Source organism: Candidatus Hydrogenedentota bacterium (genome assembly GCA_035416745.1).
In the GTDB taxonomy this organism is placed as follows: domain Bacteria; phylum Hydrogenedentota; class Hydrogenedentia; order Hydrogenedentales; family SLHB01; genus UBA2224.
On record DAOLNV010000036.1, the window covers coordinates 2,987 to 26,215 of the forward strand.

Consider the following 23,229-nt stretch of genomic DNA (forward strand, 5'->3'; position numbering starts at 1 on the left):
ATCACCTGAAGCGCGCGTTCCTGGTCTTCATCGTCCACACTGAATAGCGGGCGGTTGGGCTGCCAGTGCTCGAAATCGCTGGAGAAAGTAATGGAAAACGTGCGTCCATACCTGCTGTAGGTTTTGACAGCCGCCAGGAACCGGCTGCCAATCGTGTCAAAAACGAGTTCCGACTCGTCGCCCGAAGTTATCCGTGTATCGCCGAGTCTGCGCCAGTTCACACAGTCCGCGCTCACAATGGGTTCCCGCCACTCCGCACCGAGCAACCCTTTGTAGCGGTGGGCAGGGTCGGGGTCGCGCTCATCGAAAATCACCCCGTCGAGGGCATTATGCGGCCATGTCGCGTCCGTGCCCGGCTGGATGCGGTTGTTGTTGGCGGAGCCTCCGATGTCGACCATGCCAAGGTCCGGCCGCGTCCAGTGGAGCCCGTCTTCCGAGAAGGCGAGGCATGGCCCGATCCATTCCGGGTGGTCGAGCGGACACGCAATATAGACCATTACCCATCGTTGGCGGGCCGGATCCCACATGGGAGCAGAGCGGGATTGGATGAATTCGCCGTCCAGGGGCCCTTGGGGTTTCAGTACCGCGCCACGCTTTTCCGGCGAGTGCATCACACGCGTCAGACCGTTCATCTCCGCGACGATGAAATCGTCCAGGAAGAGCTGCCGTTGCTGGAGCGGCAGGCGAAGGGGTGTTTCAGCGCATGTGATGGCCGCAACCGTTACGAGGAGTGTTGTGATTGCTGCTGTTGTTGCTCGCGGCATGAATTCTCGCCCTTGCTTGCGCGTCCGCGTTGAGGACTGGACTGTAGCATGCCTGGATTTGGTGCGCAACACGAAGGAAAGAATACCCAAAAGCGTTGGAGGTTTACGCGGGACGCCGAGGACGCCTTCCAAAACAATATGCCCCAGCATCAGGCCCGGGGCAGGGGTCTTGCACATAACCTTGCGGTGTGCGTGCTACACCGTCATGTTGATGTTGTTGCCGAGTTCCGGGTTCACCAGCGCAGTCTGAATCAGTCTTATCACGGCCGCGCCGATTCCTTGCACGACCTCTTGCTGCTTGGCCATGACTGCTGCTTGGTATTGCGTTCGAAACTGCGCCAGGTTCGTCCCGACGCTGGCAACAGACGAGATATCATTCATCGTTCTGCCCTCCTTGCATCGGGGTTAATAAGTATACTAACTTCTCTGTAACGTTTATCGGCAGATCCTGGCCATTACTTTAATGGAATTTCGCGTTACCTTTGGTCCGGGCCGTTTCGAGAGCCAAAATTCCATCAAAACTATAAGTACCTGCCGTTTGGGCGCGTATTGCGGCCAGGAAGGTACCCAGATTAACGCATTTCCTGGCCGCCGGTCACGTTGATGGCCTGTCCGGTCAGATACGACGAGTCGTCCGAGGCCAGAAAAATGACCACGTTGGTGACGTCGCGGTATTGGCATGCGCGCTTCATCGGGACTTGGTCAATGTACTTCTGCCTTACTTCTGCCTCGGTGATCCCCTGATTTGCGGCATATTGTTTGAACAGGCTATCCACCCAGAGGGGGGAATCCAGGAGATTGCCAGGGCAGATGCTGTTTATCCGGATGCCCTGTTCGGCGAACTCGAGTGCCAGGCTCTGGGTGACGCCGATACCGCCGAATTTGCTCGCGGCGTAGGCGCTGTTCCGGAAGCTGCCCTTCTTGCCCGATTTCGAGTTGATCTGGATGATGGAGCCGCCGCCTGTCTTTAACATGGCGCGCGCGGCTTCACGAGCGCAAGTGAAGTAACCGACAAGGTTTACGTCGATGACCTTGCGCCACTTTGCAACGTCGAATTCCAGCGAATCGCCAGAGATCAGGATGCCCGCGTTCGACACGAACACGTCCAGACCGCCCAATTCCATGACGTTTTCCTCGACAGCTTGCCTTACGGCATCGGGGTCCGTCACATCGACGGCCCGTCCGAACACCACGCGGCCCGTCCTCTTCCCGATGATGGCGGCCGACTCTTGCACCTTGTCGAGCTGGACGTCCCACGCGACAACGTCGCAGCCCTCTTCAGCGAGATGTTCGACGATGGCAGCGCCTAACCCTTGGGCAGCGCCGGTCACAATTGCTTTACGGTCCTTAAGTCTTTTCATTACAGGTACTTCTCCAACAGGGCGGCCTCGGCTTCTTTGGTCCAGCAGCCCTGAGGCCCCAGCTTGTCCTTCAGTTCGGGGATCCTGGCTGGAACGTCTTCCAATGCCATGAGCGGCATGTCGAGGATCTGGGTGTAGATGACCGTCTTGCCCGGGAACCGTGCGTCTCGAACGCCTTCGAGGCCCTCGCGCGCGCTGTTCAGTCCCCCGATCGCCGCGACGCTCATGTCGGTGTTTAATTCGCCCTTCTCGACCATTTCGAGGATGCGGCGCAAGTCGCGGATGCGCGACCCGCTGGATCCGATGATCTTCACGCCGCGGCAGAGGTCGCTGAGCATGATTTGGGCGGGGTTGCCGATGGGAATGCCGGCGAACACGTTGACGATCGCGTTGTCCGAGGCGAACCCGCACGCCTGCGTGACCAGTGGCGCAACCGGCGCAAGGACGCACACGTCATTGTAACCGTTCGGGGACAGTTCTCGAATCTTCGAGTTCATTTCATCCTGGGAACCGAACTGGGCGGGGGAGAGCGTGAACAGTTCGACCCCCTTGGCCTTGGCCATGTCGCCGAAACGCAGCTCGATATGGTCGAGGCGTTCGCGGTCCAAGTCGGTGACCACGACCCGCCTTGAGCCGCAGGGCAGTTCAATGGCCCGCTGGACGTGCATCTGCCCCATGGGGCCGCCCGCACCGATAAACAGCGAGTTGCCCTGCGCCAGCAGGTCCGCCCGGGCATTCGCTTTTCCTGCTGCCCCAACGTCGCTGCCGCCGCCATAAAACCGAAGGCTTTCGTAGTGGATTCGGCCCACATCGAGAGTCACCATGCCGTCTTCCGCGGGCTTCCCCAAGAGAAACATGACGCCGCCCTTGGCGAGTTTGCCGGCGAGAGCGCCGACGATGCCGGGCGTCGGGTTTGGCACGACGATGTCGTCGAAAGGCCCGTCCGGCACACTCTCGAGACTGGCGGCGACCACGCTCGCTCCGGGATACGCGCGTTTGGCGGCGCCGGCATCATTGGATATGACGAGCATTTTGCCGCCTTCTTTTGGGATGATGCGGTCTTCGAGGTTGTAGGACATCTCGACGCACGCCCACGGTTCCGACAAGGCCGATTGGCTGTAGCCGGTGTCATTCTGCACGGGGAGCAGATAACAGCCTTCGTCGCCCGCGAGCGCGCGCTCGTCAAGGTAACAGTATTGCGCCAGCCCGCCGGGAATGAGGTAGCCGAACGCGTAACCCAACCCGTTGTAATAGATGTCGGCCTGGACGATGTAGCGCTCGCCCTTCTTGAACGTGTCTTGCCATTGTTTTCCGACAGCCGCCACCGTGGCGGAGCATTCGTGGCCCAAGACGGTGGGCTCGGTCGCGAGGTCCCGGCCGCGCAAGCGAGGATGCGCACTGCCCTGTTTGATGATCTTGATGTCCGACAAACACAAGCCCAGGGCGTCTACGCGGAGAACGATCTCGTTGTCCCTGGGCGGGCGCAGCTCCAGCGTGGTTGGTTTGCCGTCTTTTCCGATGTTCTCAAACCCTGCTCCGAAAATCTGCCAAGCCTTGTATGTCTTCGGCAACGGGTGTCTTGCTTTGCGATAGTCGTCTAACTTGGCCACAACGGCGTCTCCTTCCTGGGATTCGTAGCTATTGGTTTCCGGTGATGGTTTTCAGGCGGTAGGCCTCGTCGGGCCGGGTGAAAATACGCGCCACGTCCTTCGGGGCGAGGAAATTGGGCCCGCCCATGGCGTATGTTCCCACGATGACTTTCGATGATTTCTCGGTCATCTCGGTACCGCTGGCGACGGCCCGCGGCGAATTCCCCATGACGATGAGCCCGTGATTCTGCATCATGATCACCGAGGGCAGCACGCCTTGCTCGTCAACGTATGCCTCGAACCGTTTCTTGACCTCGCGGGCCAGGGGAAGGCCCGGGTCCGTGTAGGGAACATATACGGACTTGTGCTTCATCGAGACGATCTGGTCGGGGAACAGCCGTCCCTCGACCGCCTCTTCGCATTTTTTCGAGCACAGCAGCGTGGCGGTATACGTGGGATGCGTGTGGCCAATGAACGAGAACTCGGGCACCTGGAGCAGAATCGCGTGCAGGATTGCCTCGACCGAAGGCCGCTTGCCCTCGGGCGGGTCGATCATGGCATGCTGAAACGCCTCCTGCACCTCCTTATCGCCCGCGCCCAGATCATCCAGCAGCGGCGTCACTTTCGAGATCGACACCTTCACGAAACCGTTCGCGTCGATGTTTACCATCGAGGTCCCCGAAGCTTTGACATAAAAAGTGTCGTCGTCTATACGCGCCGACGTGTTGCCCTCCCCGAGGATGGCAAATTCCTTCGCAGGATTCGCCAGGTACCGTGTCATTTCTATCAATTGCGGCAGTACATCGCTCATAGTCCGGTCCCTTTTCTCACATCATGGATATACAGAATATGCGAATCTCCGCCCTGAACACCGTTGTTTCCGGAAGAAAAACGATGTCCTCCTGGCGGGAATGCGCTGTTTCAGGAAGTATAGCAATTCGGGGAAGGGGTTATGAAGTCCGCGGATGTCCGCGCAAGGCCCCGGTTCCGGCTGGTTCCTCGCTTGAGGCGCGTCAGTTCCGATTGGGGCCGGGCTTGGGGTGGTTGGCGGCGTCTTCGCGGATGCGCCGGAAGAAATTGGTCAAGAGCCTTCCGCATTCCTCCGCCATCAGACCGGAGAACAGCCTGGGGTTGTGGTTGAAGCGGGAATCTTCGAGCAGGTTCATCAGGCTGCCGCACATCCCTGCTTTCGGGTCATGCGCTCCGAAATACACTTCGGCGATACGCGCCAATATGATTGCGCCCGCGCACATTGCGCAGGGTTCAAGGGTGACATAGAGCTTGGCGCCCTCCAGACGCCAGCTCTTGTAGTGCGCCGCTGCTTGCGTGATTGCGAGTATCTCGGCGTGGGCAGTAGGGTCTTGAAGGAGTTCCCGCTGGTTATGAGCTTTGCCAACGATTTGGCCTTCGCTGACGATAACGCAGCCAATGGGCACCTCGCCGATCTCGAGAGCCCGCTCGGCTTCGCGCAGCGCATACTCCATGTATCTGTGATCGTCATCCAGCATATCGCGGAGGATTCTGTCGCGTGGACGGGCCAATGTCAAATCGTGAGAGAAGGCGGGAGCAAGAGTGCGCCAGGGAAATCTCGCGGCGTGTGGCGCCCCTTGGAACACCGCGGCCAGATCTATTACTTAATGAGTATTCGACTCAAGGTCCCGATCCAGATATAGTGGGGCACGTGCAGAGCGCCGCATTGATGTGAATAATCTGAAAACGTGCTGAACTTACGGGTCGAGATGAGATGGGAAGGAGTGTTAAGAGTCAGAAGGTTTGACAACCTCGAACACGGCATACTACCGTAAAGCACGGCCGGTTATCGAACGGACGACGGCTCTTCAGGGTCGAGAAGGGCGGCGCCGGTTTCGATGCGCCATCTATGCGAACAGGACAACGGCATGCAGAAGATCAAGGACGGAAGCTTAAGCACCTATCTGGGCGAGATATCGAGAATCCCTCTCCTCTCGACCACGGAGGAGGTGCGTCTTGCGCGCCGGGCCCAGCAGGGCGACGGCGACGCGCGCCGCAAGCTTATCGTCTCGAATCTGCGGCTGGTGGTAAGTATCGCCAAAAAGTATTTGTATTACGGTTTGCCGCTCCAGGACCTCATTGAAGAAGGCAACGTCGGGCTTATGAAGGCGGTCGAGCGCTACGACCCCGACCGGGGCTGCAAATTCTCAACATATGCCACATGGTGGATACGGCAGGCAATCACCCGAGCCCTTTCGAACTACGGACGAACGGTGCGCATTCCCGTGTACGTTACCGACAACATTGCCAAGTATAAGAAGGCCGCGGAAGAGCTCTATATCAAGAGCGGCAAAAAACCCGACCCGGAAGAAGTGGCGAAAGTCCTGGGCATCAAAGTCGCGGAAGCCCAGAAGCTTCAGTCGTTCGTGGAAGACGTCAGCCCTCTCGACAGACTCGAGAGTACCGACGAAGACATGGGGCGGGGCATTCCCGAGAGCCTCGAGCCGCGGCGCATTGACGAGGCCGTCGTCCAGATCGAGATCGACCAGCAGCTCGAGCAACTGATGGCTCAGCTGACGGGCCGCGAGGCCGAGATCATGCGGTATCGGTATGGCCTTACCGACGGACAGGCGCATACCCTCGAGGAAACCGGCAAGCAGTTTGGGTTGACGCGCGAGCGCATCCGCCAGATCGAGAAGGACGTGATGCGCCGGCTGCGATTCTTTGTGGCGGAACACGCCGAAGACTTCATGCCTTGACCAGGCTTCGAGAGCCCCGTTTTCCGGCGCGACCAGCAACGAATTGACCGGAAATGGGTCGTATCTGTATAACCCTTCCGCCGCCCCAGGCGGCAGTGTGCGGCTCTGTAGAGGAAGGAAACTCAGACGATGGACTTGGAAGCACTGATCCGCAACGTGCCGGATTTCCCTAAACCCGGCATTCAGTTCAAGGATATAACCACCTTGCTGAAGAACGGTCCTGCCTTCAAGCACATCATTGACGGTTGGCGGGACAGGTACGCGGACCGGGGCGTCGATGCGATTGTGGGCGCCGAGGCCCGCGGGTTCATGTTCGGCGGCGCTCTCGCGTACGCCCTCGGGTTACCGTTCGTACCGGTGCGTAAACCCGGAAAACTGCCCGCCGAAACGCTCTCTGAGACGTTCCAACTCGAGTACGGTACGGATACGCTTGAGATTCATAAGGATGCCTTAAATGCCGGGGAGCGCGTCGTGCTGATTGACGATTTGCTGGCGACGGGCGGCACCATGGAGGCCGTCGCCAAGCTCGTCGAGCGGCTTGGCGCCGAGATTGTCGAGATAGCGTTCGTGATCGAATTGCCCTTATTGAAGGGTCGCGAACGGTTACGGGCTTACCCTGTCCATACACTGGTCGAATTCATGGTGGAATAGCGAGGAATTATGAAAGGCACAGAACTTCCCGGAACTCAAATCAACGTCATCAACGAAGTACAGCGGGGCCGCTTCAAGCATGTCCTGTTCGACTTCGACGGAACGGTCAGCCTTCTGCGCGAGGGCTGGCAACTTGTGATGGGTCCGCTCATGGTCGAAATGATCACCGGTGAGGCGCCGGAGGGGCCTTCACCGGAAATCGAAGAGGAGGTGCGCGAGTATATCGAGGACTCGACGGGCATTCAGACGATTCTTCAAATGGAGCGTCTCGTCGAAATGGTGAAAGCTCACGGCAACGTGCCCGAAGACAAGATTCTCGACTCCCACGGCTACAAGAAGATCTACAACGACCGCCTCATGGAGCGCGTGAGCGAGCGTATCCGGGACCTCGAGAACGGCACGCTCACGCCCAAGGATGTCACCTTGCGGGGGGCGCTGGATTTCCTCGAACGCCTGTCCCGGAAGAACGTCATTATGTATATCTTCAGCGGCACCGACCGCGCCGACGTGCGCAACGAGGCGCGCCTTGTGGGCGTGGCCCCGTATTTCCAGGAGATCTGGGGCGCCCTCCGCGAGTATAAGGATTACAACAAGGAGATGGTGCTCAAGGAGATCATCGCGACGAACAATCTTCATGGCTCGGAAGTGCTGATTGTCGGCGATGGTCCCGTCGAAATACGCAATGCCAAAGACAATGACTGTGTCGCCGTCGGCGTGGCTTCCGACGAAATCGTGGGCCACGGCTGGAACATGGACAAGTACCCGCGCCTGGTCAAAGCAGGTGCCGACATCATGATCCCCGATTTTTCGGACGGGCCGGCGCTTATCGACTATCTCTTTCCGCACTAGTACGGAGAATCTTGCGCGGACCACGCTGAATTGTGCGAAAACGCCCAGGTTAGGGTACCATGATGTCTGAAACGGGCCTGTAAGCGGTCCAGAATCAGGAAAGGGGGCGCCTATGGACCAGCATGACCTAACCTGCGACATTCTGGTAGCCGGGGGCGGGCCTGCGGGCGTTCCCTGCGCGCTCGCGGCGGCGCGTCTGGGGGCTAACGTGATCCTCTGCCAGGACCGCAGCGTTCTTGGGGGCAACGCGTCGAGCGAAATCCGCATGCACATTGTTGGAGCGGATTGTTCGGGGGGACGAGGCGCGGAACTGGAGACCGAAACGCGCGAAGGGGGCATCATCGAGGAAATCCGTCTCGATGCGGCCGTCCAGAATCCGCAGCGGTCGGCCTCGATGCTCGATCTCATCCTTTACGACAAGTGCCGGGCTGAACCCAATCTGCAGCTTATGCTCAATACGGCTGTGGTGGGCGCCAAGACCCAAGGCACTCGGCTCACGCATGCGATCGCGCAACGCGAGCCTACCGAAGACCGGTTCACCATTGCCGCGAAGGTCTTTGTGGACTGCACCGGAGACGGGCGTCTCGGCGCCGAAGCTCAAGCGCCGTTCCGCATGGGGCGCGAGGGGCGTAATGAGTTTAACGAGTCCTTTGCGCCCGAGGCCGCGGACGAGAAGACACTTGGCTCGTCGTTGCTGTTTATGGGGCGCGACATGGGGCGCCCCGTACCGTTTACGCCCCCGCCGTGGGTGCGGAAATTCACGGAGGAAGAGCTCAAACACCGTCCCCATGGAAAGCCGGGCGTCGATCAGAGCCTCGAGTATGGCTATTGGTGGCTCGAGTGGGGGGGGCAACTGGATACCATCAAGGACAACGAAGTCATTCGCGACGAATTGCTGGCGATTCTGCTGGGGGTCTGGGACCACCTCAAGAACGGCGGCGACCATGGGGCGGATAATTGGGTGCTGGACTGGTTTGGCTTCGTGCCCGGCAAACGCGAGAGCCGCCGGTTTGCCGGCCAGCACGTGTTGACCCAACAGGACCTTCAGGAGTCCCATGCGTTTGACGACGCTATTGCCTACGGGGGCTGGCCCATCGATACACACCCGCCCTCGGGGGTGGACGTGCCTGACGAACATCCGTGCTCCCAGCATCAACTCGATTACGTGTATGACATACCTCTCCGCGCCTGTGTTTCCGAGGGGCCGCGCAACCTCATGTTCGCGGGGCGCAACATCTCGGCCACGCATGTGGCGTTCGCGTCGACGCGCGTAATGGCCACCTGCGCGGCGATTGGGCAGGGCGTGGGCACCGCGGCGGCCTATGCCGTGAAGCAGGGCATCGAACCCGCGGACCTTGCCGCCGATCCGGAGACCATGAGCGCCATCCAGCAACGGTTGTTGCGCGATGATGCCTATCTGATTGGGGTGGTCAACCTGGATCCGAAAGACCGTGCCCGCGATGCCAAGGTGTCCGCTTCGAGCGCACAACCCAGAGGTGGGGCTGCCAACGTGATCTCAGGGCCAACGCGTTCGACCCATGGATCCCGCGGAGTCAAACCGGAGCGCGGCGCGCAAGGTTTGCACCGGTGGATGAGCGAGCCGGCTGCGGGACTGCCAGCCTGGCTTCAGCTCGAGTGGGACGGGCCGGTGCCCGTCTCCGAAGTGCAGATCATTTTCGATACGGGCATGCATCGCGTGTTGACGTTGACGCATTCCGACGCGTATGCGGCCCGGATGAAATGGGGCCAGCCCCAGCCTGAGACCGTGCGCGATTATGCCGTCGAGGTCAAGTGCGAAGGCCGTTGGCAGACCGTCGTCGACGTTACGGGCAACTACCAGCGCCGGCGAGTGCACAAGGTGAAACTGCCGGGCCCCATTTCAGCTCTCAGGCTCAACGTAACGGCTACGAACGGGCTCGATCACGCCCGGGTTTTCGAAGTTCGCGTATACTGAGTATTGGCTGCGATATTCCTGAATTAACAAGTGTCGGAATCCGTGCGGAGGGAACAGGTCATGAAAGACGCTGGCGCGGTTCGAATGCTGGTTTTAGGAATGTGTGTTGCGGCCGCCGCGGTTGCAGCTGCACATGCGCAGGAAGCCAACGAGTCTCCGGCCATTCGAGACTTGCTCTGGGTCTGGGGCAATCCGGAAATGGCCGAGGCGGGACCTCACACGCTGGCGACTTTTGCTCAGGCGGCTCCGGCCGAACGGGCGAAACTGCTCGATGTTCCCAATATCGCGATGGGGGGGAACGGTCTTCCGCGCGATGAGGTCCCGGCCATGGCGCTCACGGCTGAGGTAGCCCATGCGCCGCGCCTGGTGTGGGAAATCGGTTGCGACGACGAAAACGGCGGGCCCCCCTTCGAATACGGGAAGACCGTGGCGCGCGTGGCGGATGTTGGGAAGGCCTATCCCCAGGTTGAAGGCGTGCTCCTCGACGATATGAGCAGCCAGCAGATCGACCGGGGACTCAAGCCCGAGCACATCGCCGCATTGCGCGCCCTCCTGCGCGCCCAATGCCCTCAGATCAAGCTCTGGGGGGTCCTCTATACCATGAACTACGGCATCGCGAATATCGACGATTACATCCGTGAACTCGATGTGATCAGCCTCTGGGTGTGGCATGCCACGGATTTGGGCAAAGTGGAAGAATCGGTCGCGTATCTCGAGGAACGGTTTCCTGAGAAACCCATCGTTCTCGGACTCTATCTCTACGATTATGGCAACAACAAGCCCATGTCTCCCGAGCAGTTCGACCAGCAATGCGGCACTGCGCTCAAACTCGCCCACGCCAAACGCATCGAGGGTATGGTCTTTCTCACCATCACGAACGATGCCGGCATCGTGGGCCGAGCGGCCGAGTGGGTGAAACGTGTGGGCGGGCAGAAGGTGGGCTCTCCGGAAACGGCGGCCGCAGGCGCCGGCCAGGGTCCCGGGCCCGCGCTCCAATTGGACGGCCAGTGGCGGTTCTCCGGCGAGCCGTGGACCCAGGACGAAGAGGGGGTCATCCGGCCGCCCGACAAGCGCAATCTGCACAGCCGGGCCTTCTGGACCGGGCAGGCGTATGCGGACCTCGAGGTCGAGTTCGAGTTCAACGGCGACTATCGAGAAACCGGCACCGGCAGCGCGGGTATTCTGCTGCGCTCGCAGGACGTCAACCATGCGTACCTTGTCTACTTCCCTTGGGGCGGCCAACAGCTTCGCGCGAAGCACTTCTGGGCGGCCGTGGCTACGATCGACGGCGACGCCTATCTGCGCCACCTCGCCGCGGAATGGGTTCCGGGGGTTCCGAGCGAGACCGACCGGTGGTACTCCGTGCGCGTCGCGGCGCAGGGGCCCTCGATTGACGTGTGGGTGGACGGACGGCGTGCCGTGCATGTGGAAGACGACACGTATTCATCCGGTCTGGTAGGTCTTGCGGGTTACGGATGGTACCGTTTCCGCAACATCCGCGCAGCCGGAGCGCCCGTCCAGGCCCAGCCCTGGAACGCGGAGGCAGCCATTCCTTCCCATGCTTTCACGATTGGCCTGTCCAGCGAGGAGATGCCCAGCGCATGCATTGCTCCTGACGGCGACGTGCTGATCGCGGCGGGCAGCCGGCTTGTCCGTTCGAAAGACAAGGGCCGCACGTGGCAGGCGCCCGAGACGCTGCCCGAGTCGCTCGGAAAGGTTACCGACTACGGGAACACCATGTTTGCCACCCCTGACGGCCGCCTCATGGTTATGGTCTACCACCCTCAGGCAGAGACGGGAAACCCTGTGCCGGGCATCTTGATGAGCGAATCGCCGGATAACGGCGCTACTTGGACCGAGCCCGTCCCCTCAACGGTGGCGCCCGAGTGGCCGGCTGTGCCCAAGAGCCTCGTGCCGTACGGTCCCGTGACCCTGAACAGTGACGGCGTGTTGATGCGCTTCCTGCTGGGAGGGGCGATGGACGAAGGCGCCACGTTTACCGATGTCCGCTCGTGGAGCGCCACCCATTGCAAAGCCTACGTGATCCGGAGCGCGGACTCAGGCGCGGCGTGGTCCGCCCCCATCGAGCTTGACCGGCCGTCATGGACTAACGCCGAGCGGGGGACCATCCCCGGCTCGCTGGACCTTACCGAACCCACGGCCGCGGTAATGGGGCAGACCGTGACGGCCCTGATCCGCCCGGTGTACAGCCCGTACATGTGGCAGTGCTGGTCCTATGATGGCGGCGCAACCTGGGACGCTGCCAGCCGCGCCACGTTCCCGGGGTACGCGCAGTCCATGGCGAAGACGGCTTCCGGGGTGCTCGTCTGCGCCCACCGGTACCCGCACTATGCGGTTAACGTCAGCCGGGATGGCGGCCTGCACTGGGACGCGGGCACGGTCATCGACTATGCAGCGTGGGCCATGGGTACGATCACCGAGGTCGAGCCAGACCTCGTCCTCTGCACGTATATGAACGCAGAGCGCAGCATGCCGCTGTTGGCGCAATTGGTGCGCGTGTCGCCGGACCGGCTCGAGCCGCTTGCGCGGGAGTAGTCCGGGCGCCTCTGCTCAGGGGCATCCCGCGAGGCGGTCAAGAACGCCGTGTTTCTTGGCAGCGCGCCGCGCCCATTCGCCCAACGCTTTCACGTACGCCTTGCGCACCACCGGCGCAAAGAGCACCCGGCGGTAGCGCTCCTCGAGGTCCGGGAAATCGCGCTGCAACGTTGCCCGCACCGATTCCCAGACTTTTGGGCGGGGGTTGAGGGCGTCTACCCAGATAACGTCGACCTCAAGCCGCGCAGCTTGTTCGAACAACGCGTCGAGAGACGCTTCGTTGTCCGAAAGAAACGGCAGCAGCGGGCCAAACATGATGCTCGTCTCGATGCCGGCGTCGTGAGCGCGTGCCAGGACCTCGAAACGTTCGGCCACGGTGCTGGCGCAAGGTTCCCAGAGGGCGGCGAGGCGCTCATCGGGCGTGGTCACCGTTACGCCGACGCGGCCGTTGCCTTTGGCGAAGATATCGAGATCCCGCAGGATGAGGGCGCTCTTGGTGAGGGCGTCAACGCGGAATCCGTGCTCGAGCAGGACACGGCAGCATTCGCGGGTAAGACGCCACGTGCGCTCGAGCGGCTGCCATCCGTCACAGGCGCTGCTCATGAAGACCGCCCCGGGCGGCAGGCGCCGAACTTGTCTCTCGAGCACCTCGACCGCGTTGGTTTTCACGTCAACGAAACAGCCCCAGGGCTCCTCATGAGGATGAAACCGCTGCATGTAGCGGGCATAGCAATACCCGCACCCGTGTGCACACCCCACGTAACAGTTCAGCGAGTAGTCGCTGATACTGCACTTGTTCAGCACCGTCTTGCAGGTGACTTGGCGCACCACGGGGGCCGGACAGCGCGAAGATGATGACGCAACAACGTCCATGAGACCACTCTAGAGTTTTGGGGACACAATACTCAATTATCACCATGAATGTTCAAGACACTCGTGGTAGACAATGTGCGGAACACCTCAATTGAGTATTGTGTCCCCAAAACTATCTATTTCCGTATGATCGCGGCAGACCAGTCCTCGCCGATGCGGAGTTCGGTGCAGGTCTTGTCTTCGAGTGTGATCAATGGAGCTTCGAACCCTTCAACCTCGCGTCCTTCGTCGTTGAACACGTGGACCTCGTGGTTCGAGTTGTCGCCCCATCCGAACAGTCCGCTCCGGTTGGTGATGATGCGCTCGTTGCCGATGATATACCCCTCGTGAAGTTCCAGCGGGGTGATGGGATACATGTAGCGCGTGAGATGGTAGTGCGTGGGAATCACCAGCACGTCGTTGTACCAGTGATAGACACAGCCGTAATCGAGGGCCGCGAGCATATTCCGGTATGCATCGAGTTCGCTGCGCTCGGTGAGATGGTCGCCGAGGGCTATGGGCGAATAGAGGTGGTTATGGGTGCAGTTCGTGATGCTGCCGGTCTCGACGAAGCATGGGAAACGAAGGCCGGCCATGGCCTGGGTAAACGGCGCGCCGTTTCCGATCAGTGGGCCGCGCGAAAGGATGCGTCTGGCCAGAGCCACGCGCCACGGTTCGCTCAACAAGGTGACCGAGGATTTCAGCCGCACGATATCCATGGTCTTCGGGTCGATGTCGCCCGAGACGCCGTCCCATGGCTCACCGAAATGGTACATGGCGCGGCTGTACTCGTGTTCGTCCCAATAGACTCCGTCGGCGCCGATTTCATCGAGAATGATGTCGACGTTTTTCGCGACGGCGGGGCCGTAACTGTTGTTCTCGGCGGGGATAAAGAGCCGGAGCCTGGGGTTGCCGTAGTCCCCCTGTTTGCCGTCGGTTCCCAGTGTGCGGGAGTCGGCAAACCGCTCGGGCCCGTCCTCGGTGACGTCCAGGAAGCAGTGGAAATAGACGAGGTAATCGGCATTCGGGTATAGCCCGCGCCAACGCGCAAATGCTTCCCTGAATGAATCGTGCGGCACCTGTTGGAACGCGGTGCCGTGGCACGGTTCACCATTGACCGTCAGGTGGCTGATCCCGGAACACACGTAATCCGGATCCTTGAACGTGAGGAAGTTCGTGGTCAGTTCGTCCGTCCATTTCCTGGTAATGTCGCCCGCTCGCAGGAAAGCGAACCCCCCGTCGATGGTGAAGTTGGCGTTCATCATGCGGCGCGCGGCATTGATGAACCGCCAGTAGTCGGGCGCGGCCGTGGGCACGATGAGCCATTTCGCGCTGTATTCCTTGCCCGGGGGGATAACGAGGTTGTTGTCGGCCAGCCCGAGCATGCCGTTCATGGCGTAGTTGGCCACGTGGATGCGGAACACATCATCGCGCGGCAACAACCCGAGGCCGGCGTGTTGGCTGGCCCCGAAGGTGGTGGGGTTCTGAGACGATCCGCTCTTGCCCGTCAGCCCCGGCTGGGGTAACCCCGCCAGCCAGACGCCCTCAAGGCCCGCGACCGTGGTTTCATGCCGGTGCATGAGGGCCAGATTGGCGCCGGTGAGGTTGGTGAAGCTGTCCGTGACCTCGAGCCCCTCCGGAAGGCGCGTTACCTGGCGGGTATGGCCGAAGTAGTCGCAGGAACCGGTCTTCCATGCCGGTTCGGGGCACGAGAAGCGGCTTTCCACAACAAACGTTTCGCCGCCCAGCGCGATCTCGATTCGCGCGCCCTCGGTCTCGCGGAAATCGAAGGCCGTTTCGTGCGTTTCGAGCGGGACGCAGGTTTCGAGGGGGCCGGTGGGTGGACCTGCCTTGGGTTTGGGCGGGGGAGGCGGTGTGCGAAACGCAAGAGCGGCTTCCCCGGCAACGAGGACACGGTCGACGTTCGGCGACGCCGCATTCTCGACCAGGAGCATGTTTTCGCCTTCGCGGAGGAGGTCCGTTACGTTGATTTGGAACTCGCAGGCCTTGACGCCTTCCTGAAGCCCGTAATAGGTGTCGCGGTCCGCCTTCTCGAAGTCGGGGGCGTAATATGTGGTCATCCGCTCGCCCGCGTACATCGAATAGATGGCTCCGTTGCGCGACAGGACACGCATCGGCTTGTCCACCAGCCGCTCGCCCGTCAGTGGGGTGCCGTTCAGCACGAGACGGAGGGCGGGGGTATGTCCCGCCACGCGCTCGGTGTCGAGGCGGGCCTTCAAGAAGAGGACAGCCAGCTTGCCCTCGGGGGCCGGGGGAGCGGTGATGGTCATTTCCTTCTTCTCGCCGCGTTGAAGGCGCACCTCGTCGAACAGAGGCAGCCGGTCGGCGCGTTCGGGCGGCACCCCGTCCGTGCCGGCGAGCAACGCGGGGATGAGGCGCGAGCGGCTGTGTCCCCATTTCTCGCTTGACAGGGCCAGCATGGCTTCCTGGCGCGCCTCGGGACCGTCCGTGTCGGACAGGGTCACTTCGATGCGGAGGAACGTTCCTGCTTCGGGGGCGACGCCGAACAGGGTCCACGGTATGGCTGCTTCAAGGACGTAACCTTCCGCGACACGTGCCGACGCGACGAGCGCGCCCTCGATGGGTTGGGCCTCGGGGCGGTAGCAATAGGCTTCCGGCGGACAGTCCGTGAAGGCGTCGCCGGTGTTTTGGAAATTCCCCGGGCTGATCGCGAGCTGGTACTGGCCGGGGCCGTAGGTTTCGCGGCCGGGGTCAATGTCCGGCGCGGCATCGAGATAGACCTCGATATGGTCGCCTTTCCAGATATTCGCGCCGCGCTGGGTCTGGTGGATGGTGTCGTCGACCACTTCGGCGGCGATAAACAGGTATTCCTGCCGCCACGCCAGACGGACGGTCCCATGCAGGTCGGCGGGGCCGGTCCAACTGTTCGCGCCCCAGACCGCCTGCTCGGGCGTGTCGATGGCGTGGATGTTGGGGACGCCCTCCCAATCGCCCAGATTGCCGTCTACGGCGATAGGCGGATCAGGTTTCAGCGGGATGCCGATGGTTTCGGGTGTTGCGGCGTGCGCCGCTGAAACGGCGGCGAGAATCAGCAAAAGAACGATGGCGGTCGTGCGGACCATGGTTACTGCCCTCCGGATACACTGGGAATGGCTCTCAGTATGCGGCAAGGCCCCGGGAAATCCAAGGCCGGCACTACGTGCGAACGGATCAGACTCGGCGCTCCGGTCTCCCGTCAGGCCTTTTTGTCGCTCACGCCCTTCTGGTCCCTTCACGACTGCTCGGTCCCCTTGTTGCAGCTTCCCGTCCGCCTCCTTCCGCGAACATGCGGAACTCCGATGAAATCTTGTACATTAATGCAGTATCACCGCCGAGAGGATATCAGTTAAGTTGCCTCACCGAACGGGGAGGGTCTTGTGATGCGTCCATCAGTTGCGCTCGTGGGTTTTGCCGCCGGTTTCATACTCTGCTCAGCTGTTCTGGCTCAGAACCCGGCCGAACCCGGCCCCGAAGTCCTGCGCGAGCAGATCCAATACCGCCCGTTCACGATACGCATCTTCGGGCCGAAGAATCTGTATTGGCAGAGCCGCATCCAGTTCAGCAAGGGCGAGCAGGTGGTCTACGAACAGTCCGTGGAAGAGTTCGTCGAAGTGCTCAAAAATTGTCCGACGGTATGCGATCTCGACGGCGACAAACAGGAGGAGCTGGTGCTGCAAACGTTCAGCGGCGGGGCGCACTGCTGTTTCTCCTACCTTGTCTTTTCATTGGGAGACACTCCGGCGCTCATGGCGCGTCTCGAGGCCCGCGACTCAGGGGCAATGATCAAAGATGCCGACGGAGACGGCATCGCCGAATTTCACGCCGCTGATATGGCGTTCGACTACTTCGGCGCGTCCCATGCATCTTCCGTGCACCCACCCATCGTCCTGTTGTATCAGAACGGGAGCTTTCATCTCGCCGCGCATTTGATGCGCAAACCCGCGCCCGCCGAGGCGGAATGGCAAAAGCGTGTGGACAGCGTACGCGCCGATTGGGACAATAAGGAAGTCATGGGCATGACCTTCGAGGATGAGGAGTGGGGGAAAGCCCCGCCTTCCCTGTGGGGCAACATGCTCGATCTCATCTACTCGGGCAACGGGGAATTGGCCTGGAAGTTCCTCGATGAACTCTGGCCTGCCGGCAAACCCGGCAAAGACGCTTTCCGAAAGGATTTCGAAGCACAGCTCGGCAAGAGCGATTACTACGACGATGTGCTCAAGCTCAACGGGTGGGAAAAGACAAAACAGGAATAGGGGGAACCATGCTGCGACGCCTCGCCACGATATGCGTCCCAATCCTGGCCGTTGTCCTGCTGTTGCCAGCGTTTGCGGCGGAAAACAGCGTCCGGGAACACAGTCAGCGTCCGGGAAGGGCTGAATCGCCCAGCGCCCTGAGGGACCGCCTGTTTGACCTCATGCACATGCGCGACCTTGCCGAGAACGGGGGCGCTATTCCGCTGGATGCACGGGTTCTGAACACCGAGGACCGCGAAGCGTATCGGTTGGAGACGGTGGAATTGCGAGTGACGTCCGGCCGTGTCATTCAGGCCATGCTGGCGGCGCCGGTTGACGCCAAAGGGCCGATGCCGGCGGTTGTTGCGATTCATGGCCACGGGGGTGGCCGCATGACGCCTTTCGACCCCGGACAGACCATGTACAAGCTCTTCGGCAGCGAACTGGCCAAACGCGGCTTTGTTGTTATCAGCACCGATGTCGGCCAGCACGAAGTATATGAGGAGGGGCGCACGTTGATGGGCGAACGGTTGTGGGACCTAATGCGGTGCGTGGATTACCTGCGCAGCCGGACCGATGTCGATGGTGCGCGCATTGGCTGCGCGGGCCTCTCGCTGGGCGGCGAGATGGCCATGTGGCTCGGCGCGATGGACCCGCGGGTGGCCGCGACCGTCAGCGCGGGGTTTCTCACCTACATGGACCAGATGGAGCAGAATCACTGCATGTGCTGGAAGTTCGACGGTCTGCGCGACCTGGTCGACTTCCCCGATATCTACGCCATGATTGCCCCGCGGCCCTTGCAGTGCCAGAACGGCCTCCAGGAACCCCCCACCCAGTTCACGCCGGAATTGGCGCGTAAAGCCCTGCTTGAGATCGTGCCCGCCTATCGCGCTCTTGGGGTCCCCGGCAACATCGAGCTCATCGTCCACGATGGCGGCCACGAAATCGCGCTCGAACCGCTGGTGCGTTTCCTCGAGAAACATCTTTCGGCTGAAAAATGAGCTGAGCACCAGCGGATCGTCCTTATTACCGACATCAACAATCCCGCCGGCAGCGCTAAGGCCCAGAACCAGATTGCGATGATGTTGGACTTTGCCAGCACCACAGGAGGGTGGAAATTCAACCATATCCCCGGTGGATGCAACGTGTTGTGGATGGACGGCCACGTCGAGTTCGTCAGGTACAAAGAGAGATGGCCCGTCACCGCGGCACTGGCCGAGATTGTCGGCAGTATCGGCTGAGAACTCTTGCCGAAGGGACGCCAACTTTGATTGCGTGATGCCTCGCATGTCCGTGCGCGGAGTTTGGAAGCCGGATTCAAGAAAACTTGCGCCGTTGACTTGGATCAAACCCGGGTCCGCGGCGCGTTCTGTTGCCGGCTTGCCCGAAAAAGACCCTGGGAATGTCGCGTGGCTCGGGACATATTCGCGTACCTCATTGCCCAGGCCTCTGTTCGGGCGGACCCATCATTTCCGCTTCGGCGTACCCAGCATCGAGGAACGACCGTTCGGCGTAGTAGCAGAACGAGTAGGACGATGCGATCATGAGGTCGAGGTCGCCGTCACGGTTCCAGTCGATGGGATAGGGATGCGGATAGGGAATCCAGGTGAGGTCGTATCGGCGGGTCTTCTCGAAGCGCGGGCCGGTAGCAGTGCCCACGTTCCGGCAGAACCACAGGCCGTCGCCGGTCCACGAAGGCAGCAGGTCCAGAAGTCCGTCGTTGTCCCAGTCGGCGGCGGCCATGACGCAACGGCCCTCCCCGGCAAACAATTCAATGCCTGAGGCGAACAGAGGCGCCTTGTTGGTGCCGGTGTTTTCGAAATACGTCACTTTGCCGTAGGCGTCGGACACGACGACGTCGTGGTCGCCGTCGCCGTCGAAATCACCCGGCGCGGGGTCGGAACGGTTGCCCGAGTGGGTGGCGAAATCCGTCATGGGCGCATCGAGCGGCTGACCAACATGAAGGGGACTGCCTGTTTCAAGCATGAACTGGCGTCCTTTAGCGAGTTCCCAGCGCTCGGGCGTGCCGATATTCTCGTACCACCACACCTCGCCCGCGGAGTTTCCGAGGAGGTAGTCCAGGTCGCCGTCGGCGTCCCAATCGAAGGCGTCGGCGAAACTGTGGTCGTCGCCGGGCAGGAACTCGTGCGAGATGACCTCGCCGGCCGCGGAGACCAGGCCGCGTTCCTTGAACTCGGGCGGGTTGCCCGGGGCGACGTTCTCGAGGAACCGGGCGGTGCGGCCGCCGCTCAGGATGAAGTCGGTGTCGCCGTCGTTATCCCAATCTGCGGGCGGCGCGGCAAATCCCGCCATTATACGGGGCGTCCAGGGAAGGGTCAGGGGCGGCTGGGCCTTGAACTGCGGCCGTGTCGGGGAGCCCACGTTCAGCAACAGTCTCACGAAATAGTTTACGCCCACCACGACATCGAGATCGCCGTCCGCGTCCCAATCGGTTGCGCGGGGATTGGTCAGGTTGTCAATGTTTTCGTCAAGTGGAAATGCGCGGCGGGCCAATCGGGGCGCCGCGCGCGTGCCCACGTTTTCGAAATAGAAGAACGAAGGCCAACTTGTCTTGGTGGATTCGAGCACTCGCTGGTCCAGGGTGCCGCACAGCAAGTCGATATCCCCATCCCCGTCAAAATCCGCCGTGCAAGGCGCGGCTTGCCAAAGCGTGTCGACGGGCCCGGTTTCCGCTTCGAGGGGACCCCGCGCCTGGAGCGTCGGCGCTCCCGCCGCGCCGCTGACGTTCTCGAAATAGAACACAAGCCCGGTGACATAGCCTCCCACGAGCAGATCCGCGTCGCCATCGCCATCCCAGTCCACAACCTCAGGCACGGGCACGTAATCCTGCGTGTAGAACGTCATTTCCGGACAGGGCTGGGGGGGCGTGACGATTGGAGCGCCGCCGGCCATCACGGGCGTTGGCGGGTCCAGCGCGGGCTGGGCGGGACCGCCCGTGTTTTCAAACCAGAACACCTTTCCGCCATCCGCCCCGCACAGGACATCGAGGTCGCCGTCGCTGTCCCAATCAGCCGCGCATGGGGCCGCGTAAAAACCCACGTCAATGTTCTCGCCGGCCGCGCGCATCATCTCGCCGGTTCGGAACGCTGGCGCTTCGGTTGTTCCGATGTTCTCGTGAAATAAGATGTGCCCGAGGATATTGCCCACGAGGAGGTCCGGCTTGCCGTCGCCGTTCCAGTCGGCCGGTGCGGGCTGCGTGTGATAAAGGCTGGACAGGAATCCTTCACGCGCGTAGAGCGCATCGATGTCACCCAGAGTGGGGCGCGGCAAAGTGGGGGGCAGAGGAGTATCATGCGGCACAATATCGAAGTTCACCGCATACACGGATGCTTGCGCGCCCATTTGCCGGTGTACCCACACCAGGTCGCCTTGCTGGGCGCCGCTTATCAGGTTGTACATGTAGCTGTAGCCGCGCATGCCAGCGTTGTCAAAGCGGTGGGGCGCGCCGCCCCCCAGGTCTGGTTGGCCATTCTGGTACAAGAGGGGTTTCCCGCCCTGCGCGTCGTACTGCACAACCCGGATGGAATCGGGCGGCACTTGGCCGTCTTGGCCGGTGGCCGCTACGATTTCGGCAAAATCGATGGCAAGCCGGGCAGGCCGGAGGTCTTCCTTGCCGCTATCCTGCGGAGCAGCCGGTATCCGGACCCACACGCGCCAGGAAACGTCGCTATTCGAAGGGATTTCGCCCGCCTTGGACGCCATGGGCCAGATGAGTGTAACTATAAGCATAACAATAAGTTCCACGCAGAAACCGGAGCGCTTCATAATGCGTTTTGGCCCTTTCGGAGTTTGGGAACGGTGAATCAGCAATGCGAGGGATTTGACCGCTCGATGCCTCAATTGTGGACGCGTTTTCGTCGGTAATCAAGAGGCATTTTCAGCCTTTGCGGACCCCCAATTCCGGGAGTGGAGCACTCAATCTGGGGCCGGGTATTCCAGGGCGCCCGGTCAAAAAATCGAGCTACCCCCTTGACAGACTTCGCGGACTGTGTTCTCATGGGTAAATAAGAAGGGGCCTTGGGGTTGCATATGGAGTTACTGTTATGCCTACCGGTACTGTGAAGTGGTTCAATGAGCAAAAAGGGTATGGCTTCATCATCCCCGATGAAGGCGGCAAAGACATTTTTGTCCATCGATCGAACGTCGAGACGGTTAACCGCACCTTGAAAGAGAATGAGAAAGTTGTCTTCGAGGTGGGCGACGGGCGAAAAGGCCCGGAGGCCAAAGGGGTCCGTACTGCCTAAGCCTTTAACACCAAGGATATTTGTCCTGTCGTCTTGTCTGAGTCGATTGCGGTGAGGGAGAGGAGTTTGCGGCAATCCGGGGCGGCTCTTTCTTCCGTGCTTATGTGAGGCGTACCCAGTTCGCGGCGCGTGGAATTCATCTGGCACCGAAAGGGCGAACTGTGCCTCCAGGCCGACAGGTCCCCGCACCTCATCGCAAACAAACCAGCTCACACCTCGCAACACGCTTCCGCACGTTTTTCGAGCGGGCATGTCCGGCGCGCAGCAGTTGCGACCACGTTTGCCGAGGTGTTTGTTTTGCGCTTGCCGGTCTCGCCTGTACGTCCCTCCCGCAAACGAAAGCCTGGGTCGGCAGGCGCTCTCGAGGAAGATTGCTTTTCGCTTTTTCGTTGCCTTCGTTGGATTCAGCATCTGGGACCGGCGCTGTAATTATTTGCGAATCAATAACTTACGCATGATGGGCCGCAAAGGCCTTTTATTTCCGGGAGGTTTCCGCTATTGTATTGTGTGGGCTGGTGGAACAACGTTTATGGTGCGCGTTCCTCCGACTGGCAGTTCTTTGGCGCGATAGTTCTATCTTCAGGAAACAAAGAAATGGGCGAGCGTATAGCAGCATTGGCTGCTTTGAGCCGTATCAGAGCGATTGCGGACCAGATTCCGGTGCAAGCGTCGTCGCCGGCCGTTGCGGCGGAAACCGTCCCGGTACAAACCGCCAACGTCATCGAGGTCACGCGGCCGCTTCAGGAAATCGCCGGATTGCGGCAAGCGGCTGAGACGACGTCACAGAGAATCACTCCAGACACGAACGGCCAGCGCGCGGATGCGGTCGGCGCGGCGATGAGCCAGGAGGCAGAGTCTGCCATTACGGCTCCGAACGCCGCCTCGCCGCAACAGGCCACTGCGGACGTTGCCGGCGCAAACACGCGCAACCGCTTGTCTTTCAACCGGGCGATCTTCGAGACCTTGCGAGGGGGAGCGGGAACGGCGCGGCCGGGCGTGCCCAGCATCGAGGAACAACGGACTGCTATTCGCCGGGCTTTGACGTCCCGCCGTTCGCAGGCCCCTACCCAACGCGCCGCAACAACAGAACAAACGGGTTCGGTGAGCCGCGATACCCTATCCGCCCGATACAACCCTGAGGCTGATGCGCTTGCCGTGCTCGCACAGGCGCCGGCAGCACGGTTGTCGTACCCGCGGCAGGCAGCGTACTCCTCCAGCGCTCCGGAAACCGTGACATCCGGCGGGAGCAGACTGAATTTCCTCGCCTGATGGCGATACCCATCAGCAGAACACGGAACAGTTTTTTTCAGAGGGGTTCTCTCAGGCGACCGGGAACAGATGGAACGGCGGACACGCCTGCTCTGCTGGATGATGGCGGCATATTCCAGCTTTTGGCCAGATTTTCA

General features: G+C 61.1%; 19 protein-coding genes. 10 read left to right on the top strand and 9 right to left on the bottom strand.

The features are described from left to right. From PLJ71_12160 to tadA, 6 genes are all read right to left on the bottom strand, one after another. Positions 1–764 (bottom strand): hypothetical protein (locus tag PLJ71_12160; protein HQM49432.1); only part of this gene is annotated, 764 nt, incomplete at its 3' end. Between the two features lie 195 nt (positions 765–959). Continuing rightward, positions 960–1,145 (bottom strand): hypothetical protein, encoded by a 186-nt coding sequence (locus tag PLJ71_12165; protein ID HQM49433.1) that lies wholly within the window; start codon positions 1,143–1,145, stop codon positions 960–962. A gap of 191 nt (positions 1,146–1,336) precedes the next feature. After that, complete coding sequence (srlD, locus tag PLJ71_12170; GenBank protein ID HQM49434.1) at positions 1,337–2,125, bottom strand: sorbitol-6-phosphate dehydrogenase; 789 nt, start codon at positions 2,123–2,125, stop codon at positions 1,337–1,339. Beyond that, positions 2,125–3,735, bottom strand: coding sequence for an alcohol dehydrogenase catalytic domain-containing protein (locus PLJ71_12175; GenBank protein HQM49435.1), 1,611 nt, complete (start codon positions 3,733–3,735; stop codon positions 2,125–2,127). The genes srlD and PLJ71_12175 overlap by 1 nt, the downstream gene beginning before the upstream one ends. Positions 3,736–3,763: 28 nt before the next feature. Beyond that, positions 3,764–4,525 (bottom strand): class II aldolase/adducin family protein, encoded by a 762-nt coding sequence (locus PLJ71_12180; GenBank protein ID HQM49436.1) that lies wholly within the window; start codon positions 4,523–4,525, stop codon positions 3,764–3,766. A gap of 202 nt (positions 4,526–4,727) precedes the next feature. Continuing rightward, the gene (tadA, locus tag PLJ71_12185) at positions 4,728–5,222 is read right to left on the bottom strand and encodes a tRNA adenosine(34) deaminase TadA (protein HQM49437.1); all 495 of its coding nucleotides are present in this window, start codon (positions 5,220–5,222) and stop codon (positions 4,728–4,730) included. A 390-nt stretch (positions 5,223–5,612) separates the two neighbouring features. Between tadA and PLJ71_12190 the strand changes: the two genes are divergently transcribed. From PLJ71_12190 to PLJ71_12210, 5 genes are all read left to right on the top strand, one after another. Continuing rightward, entirely contained in the window at positions 5,613–6,443 is an 831-nt protein-coding gene (locus PLJ71_12190; protein HQM49438.1) for an RNA polymerase sigma factor RpoD/SigA, read from the top strand. Positions 6,444–6,572: 129 nt separating this feature from the next. Beyond that, on the top strand, positions 6,573–7,094 hold the full coding sequence (locus tag PLJ71_12195) for an adenine phosphoribosyltransferase (protein HQM49439.1): 522 nt from the start codon (positions 6,573–6,575) through the stop codon (positions 7,092–7,094). Between the two features lie 9 nt (positions 7,095–7,103). After that, complete coding sequence (locus PLJ71_12200; protein ID HQM49440.1) at positions 7,104–7,943, top strand: HAD hydrolase-like protein; 840 nt, start codon at positions 7,104–7,106, stop codon at positions 7,941–7,943. A 112-nt stretch (positions 7,944–8,055) separates the two neighbouring features. Then, positions 8,056–9,897: an FAD-dependent oxidoreductase gene (locus PLJ71_12205; GenBank protein HQM49441.1), complete on the top strand. Its 1,842-nt coding sequence runs from the start codon at positions 8,056–8,058 to the stop codon at positions 9,895–9,897. 60 nt (positions 9,898–9,957) lie between these two features. Continuing rightward, positions 9,958–12,453, top strand: coding sequence for an exo-alpha-sialidase (locus tag PLJ71_12210; protein ID HQM49442.1), 2,496 nt, complete (start codon positions 9,958–9,960; stop codon positions 12,451–12,453). A 15-nt stretch (positions 12,454–12,468) separates the two neighbouring features. Here PLJ71_12210 and PLJ71_12215 read toward each other — a convergent pair whose 3' ends face one another. Both PLJ71_12215 and PLJ71_12220 read right to left on the bottom strand, forming a co-directional pair. Continuing rightward, positions 12,469–13,326, bottom strand: coding sequence for a radical SAM protein (locus tag PLJ71_12215; GenBank protein ID HQM49443.1), 858 nt, complete (start codon positions 13,324–13,326; stop codon positions 12,469–12,471). 116 nt (positions 13,327–13,442) lie between these two features. After that, positions 13,443–16,409 (bottom strand): sugar-binding protein, encoded by a 2,967-nt coding sequence (locus tag PLJ71_12220; GenBank protein HQM49444.1) that lies wholly within the window; start codon positions 16,407–16,409, stop codon positions 13,443–13,445. A gap of 297 nt (positions 16,410–16,706) precedes the next feature. Between PLJ71_12220 and PLJ71_12225 the strand changes: the two genes are divergently transcribed. The 3 genes from PLJ71_12225 (at position 16,707) to PLJ71_12235 (ending at position 18,799) form a co-directional block, all read left to right on the top strand. Beyond that, positions 16,707–17,579 carry a hypothetical protein gene (locus PLJ71_12225; GenBank protein HQM49445.1) on the top strand — a complete coding sequence of 291 codons (873 nt, stop codon included), beginning with the start codon at positions 16,707–16,709 and terminating at the stop codon, positions 17,577–17,579. Positions 17,580–17,587: 8 nt separating this feature from the next. Beyond that, positions 17,588–18,559, top strand: coding sequence for an alpha/beta hydrolase family protein (locus tag PLJ71_12230; GenBank protein ID HQM49446.1), 972 nt, complete (start codon positions 17,588–17,590; stop codon positions 18,557–18,559). A 78-nt stretch (positions 18,560–18,637) separates the two neighbouring features. Next, a complete protein-coding gene (locus PLJ71_12235) occupies positions 18,638–18,799 on the top strand; it encodes a hypothetical protein (GenBank protein ID HQM49447.1) in 162 nt (53 codons plus the stop codon). Between the two features lie 193 nt (positions 18,800–18,992). Here PLJ71_12235 and PLJ71_12240 read toward each other — a convergent pair whose 3' ends face one another. After that, on the bottom strand, positions 18,993–21,308 hold the full coding sequence (locus PLJ71_12240) for a VCBS repeat-containing protein (protein ID HQM49448.1): 2,316 nt from the start codon (positions 21,306–21,308) through the stop codon (positions 18,993–18,995). Between the two features lie 314 nt (positions 21,309–21,622). Here PLJ71_12240 and PLJ71_12245 point away from each other — a divergent pair, with 314 nt between their 5' ends. Both PLJ71_12245 and PLJ71_12250 read left to right on the top strand, forming a co-directional pair. Then, positions 21,623–21,823 (top strand): cold-shock protein, encoded by a 201-nt coding sequence (locus PLJ71_12245; protein ID HQM49449.1) that lies wholly within the window; start codon positions 21,623–21,625, stop codon positions 21,821–21,823. Between the two features lie 594 nt (positions 21,824–22,417). Continuing rightward, positions 22,418–23,092 (top strand): hypothetical protein, encoded by a 675-nt coding sequence (locus tag PLJ71_12250; protein HQM49450.1) that lies wholly within the window; start codon positions 22,418–22,420, stop codon positions 23,090–23,092. Positions 23,093–23,229: the final 137 nt, after the last annotated feature.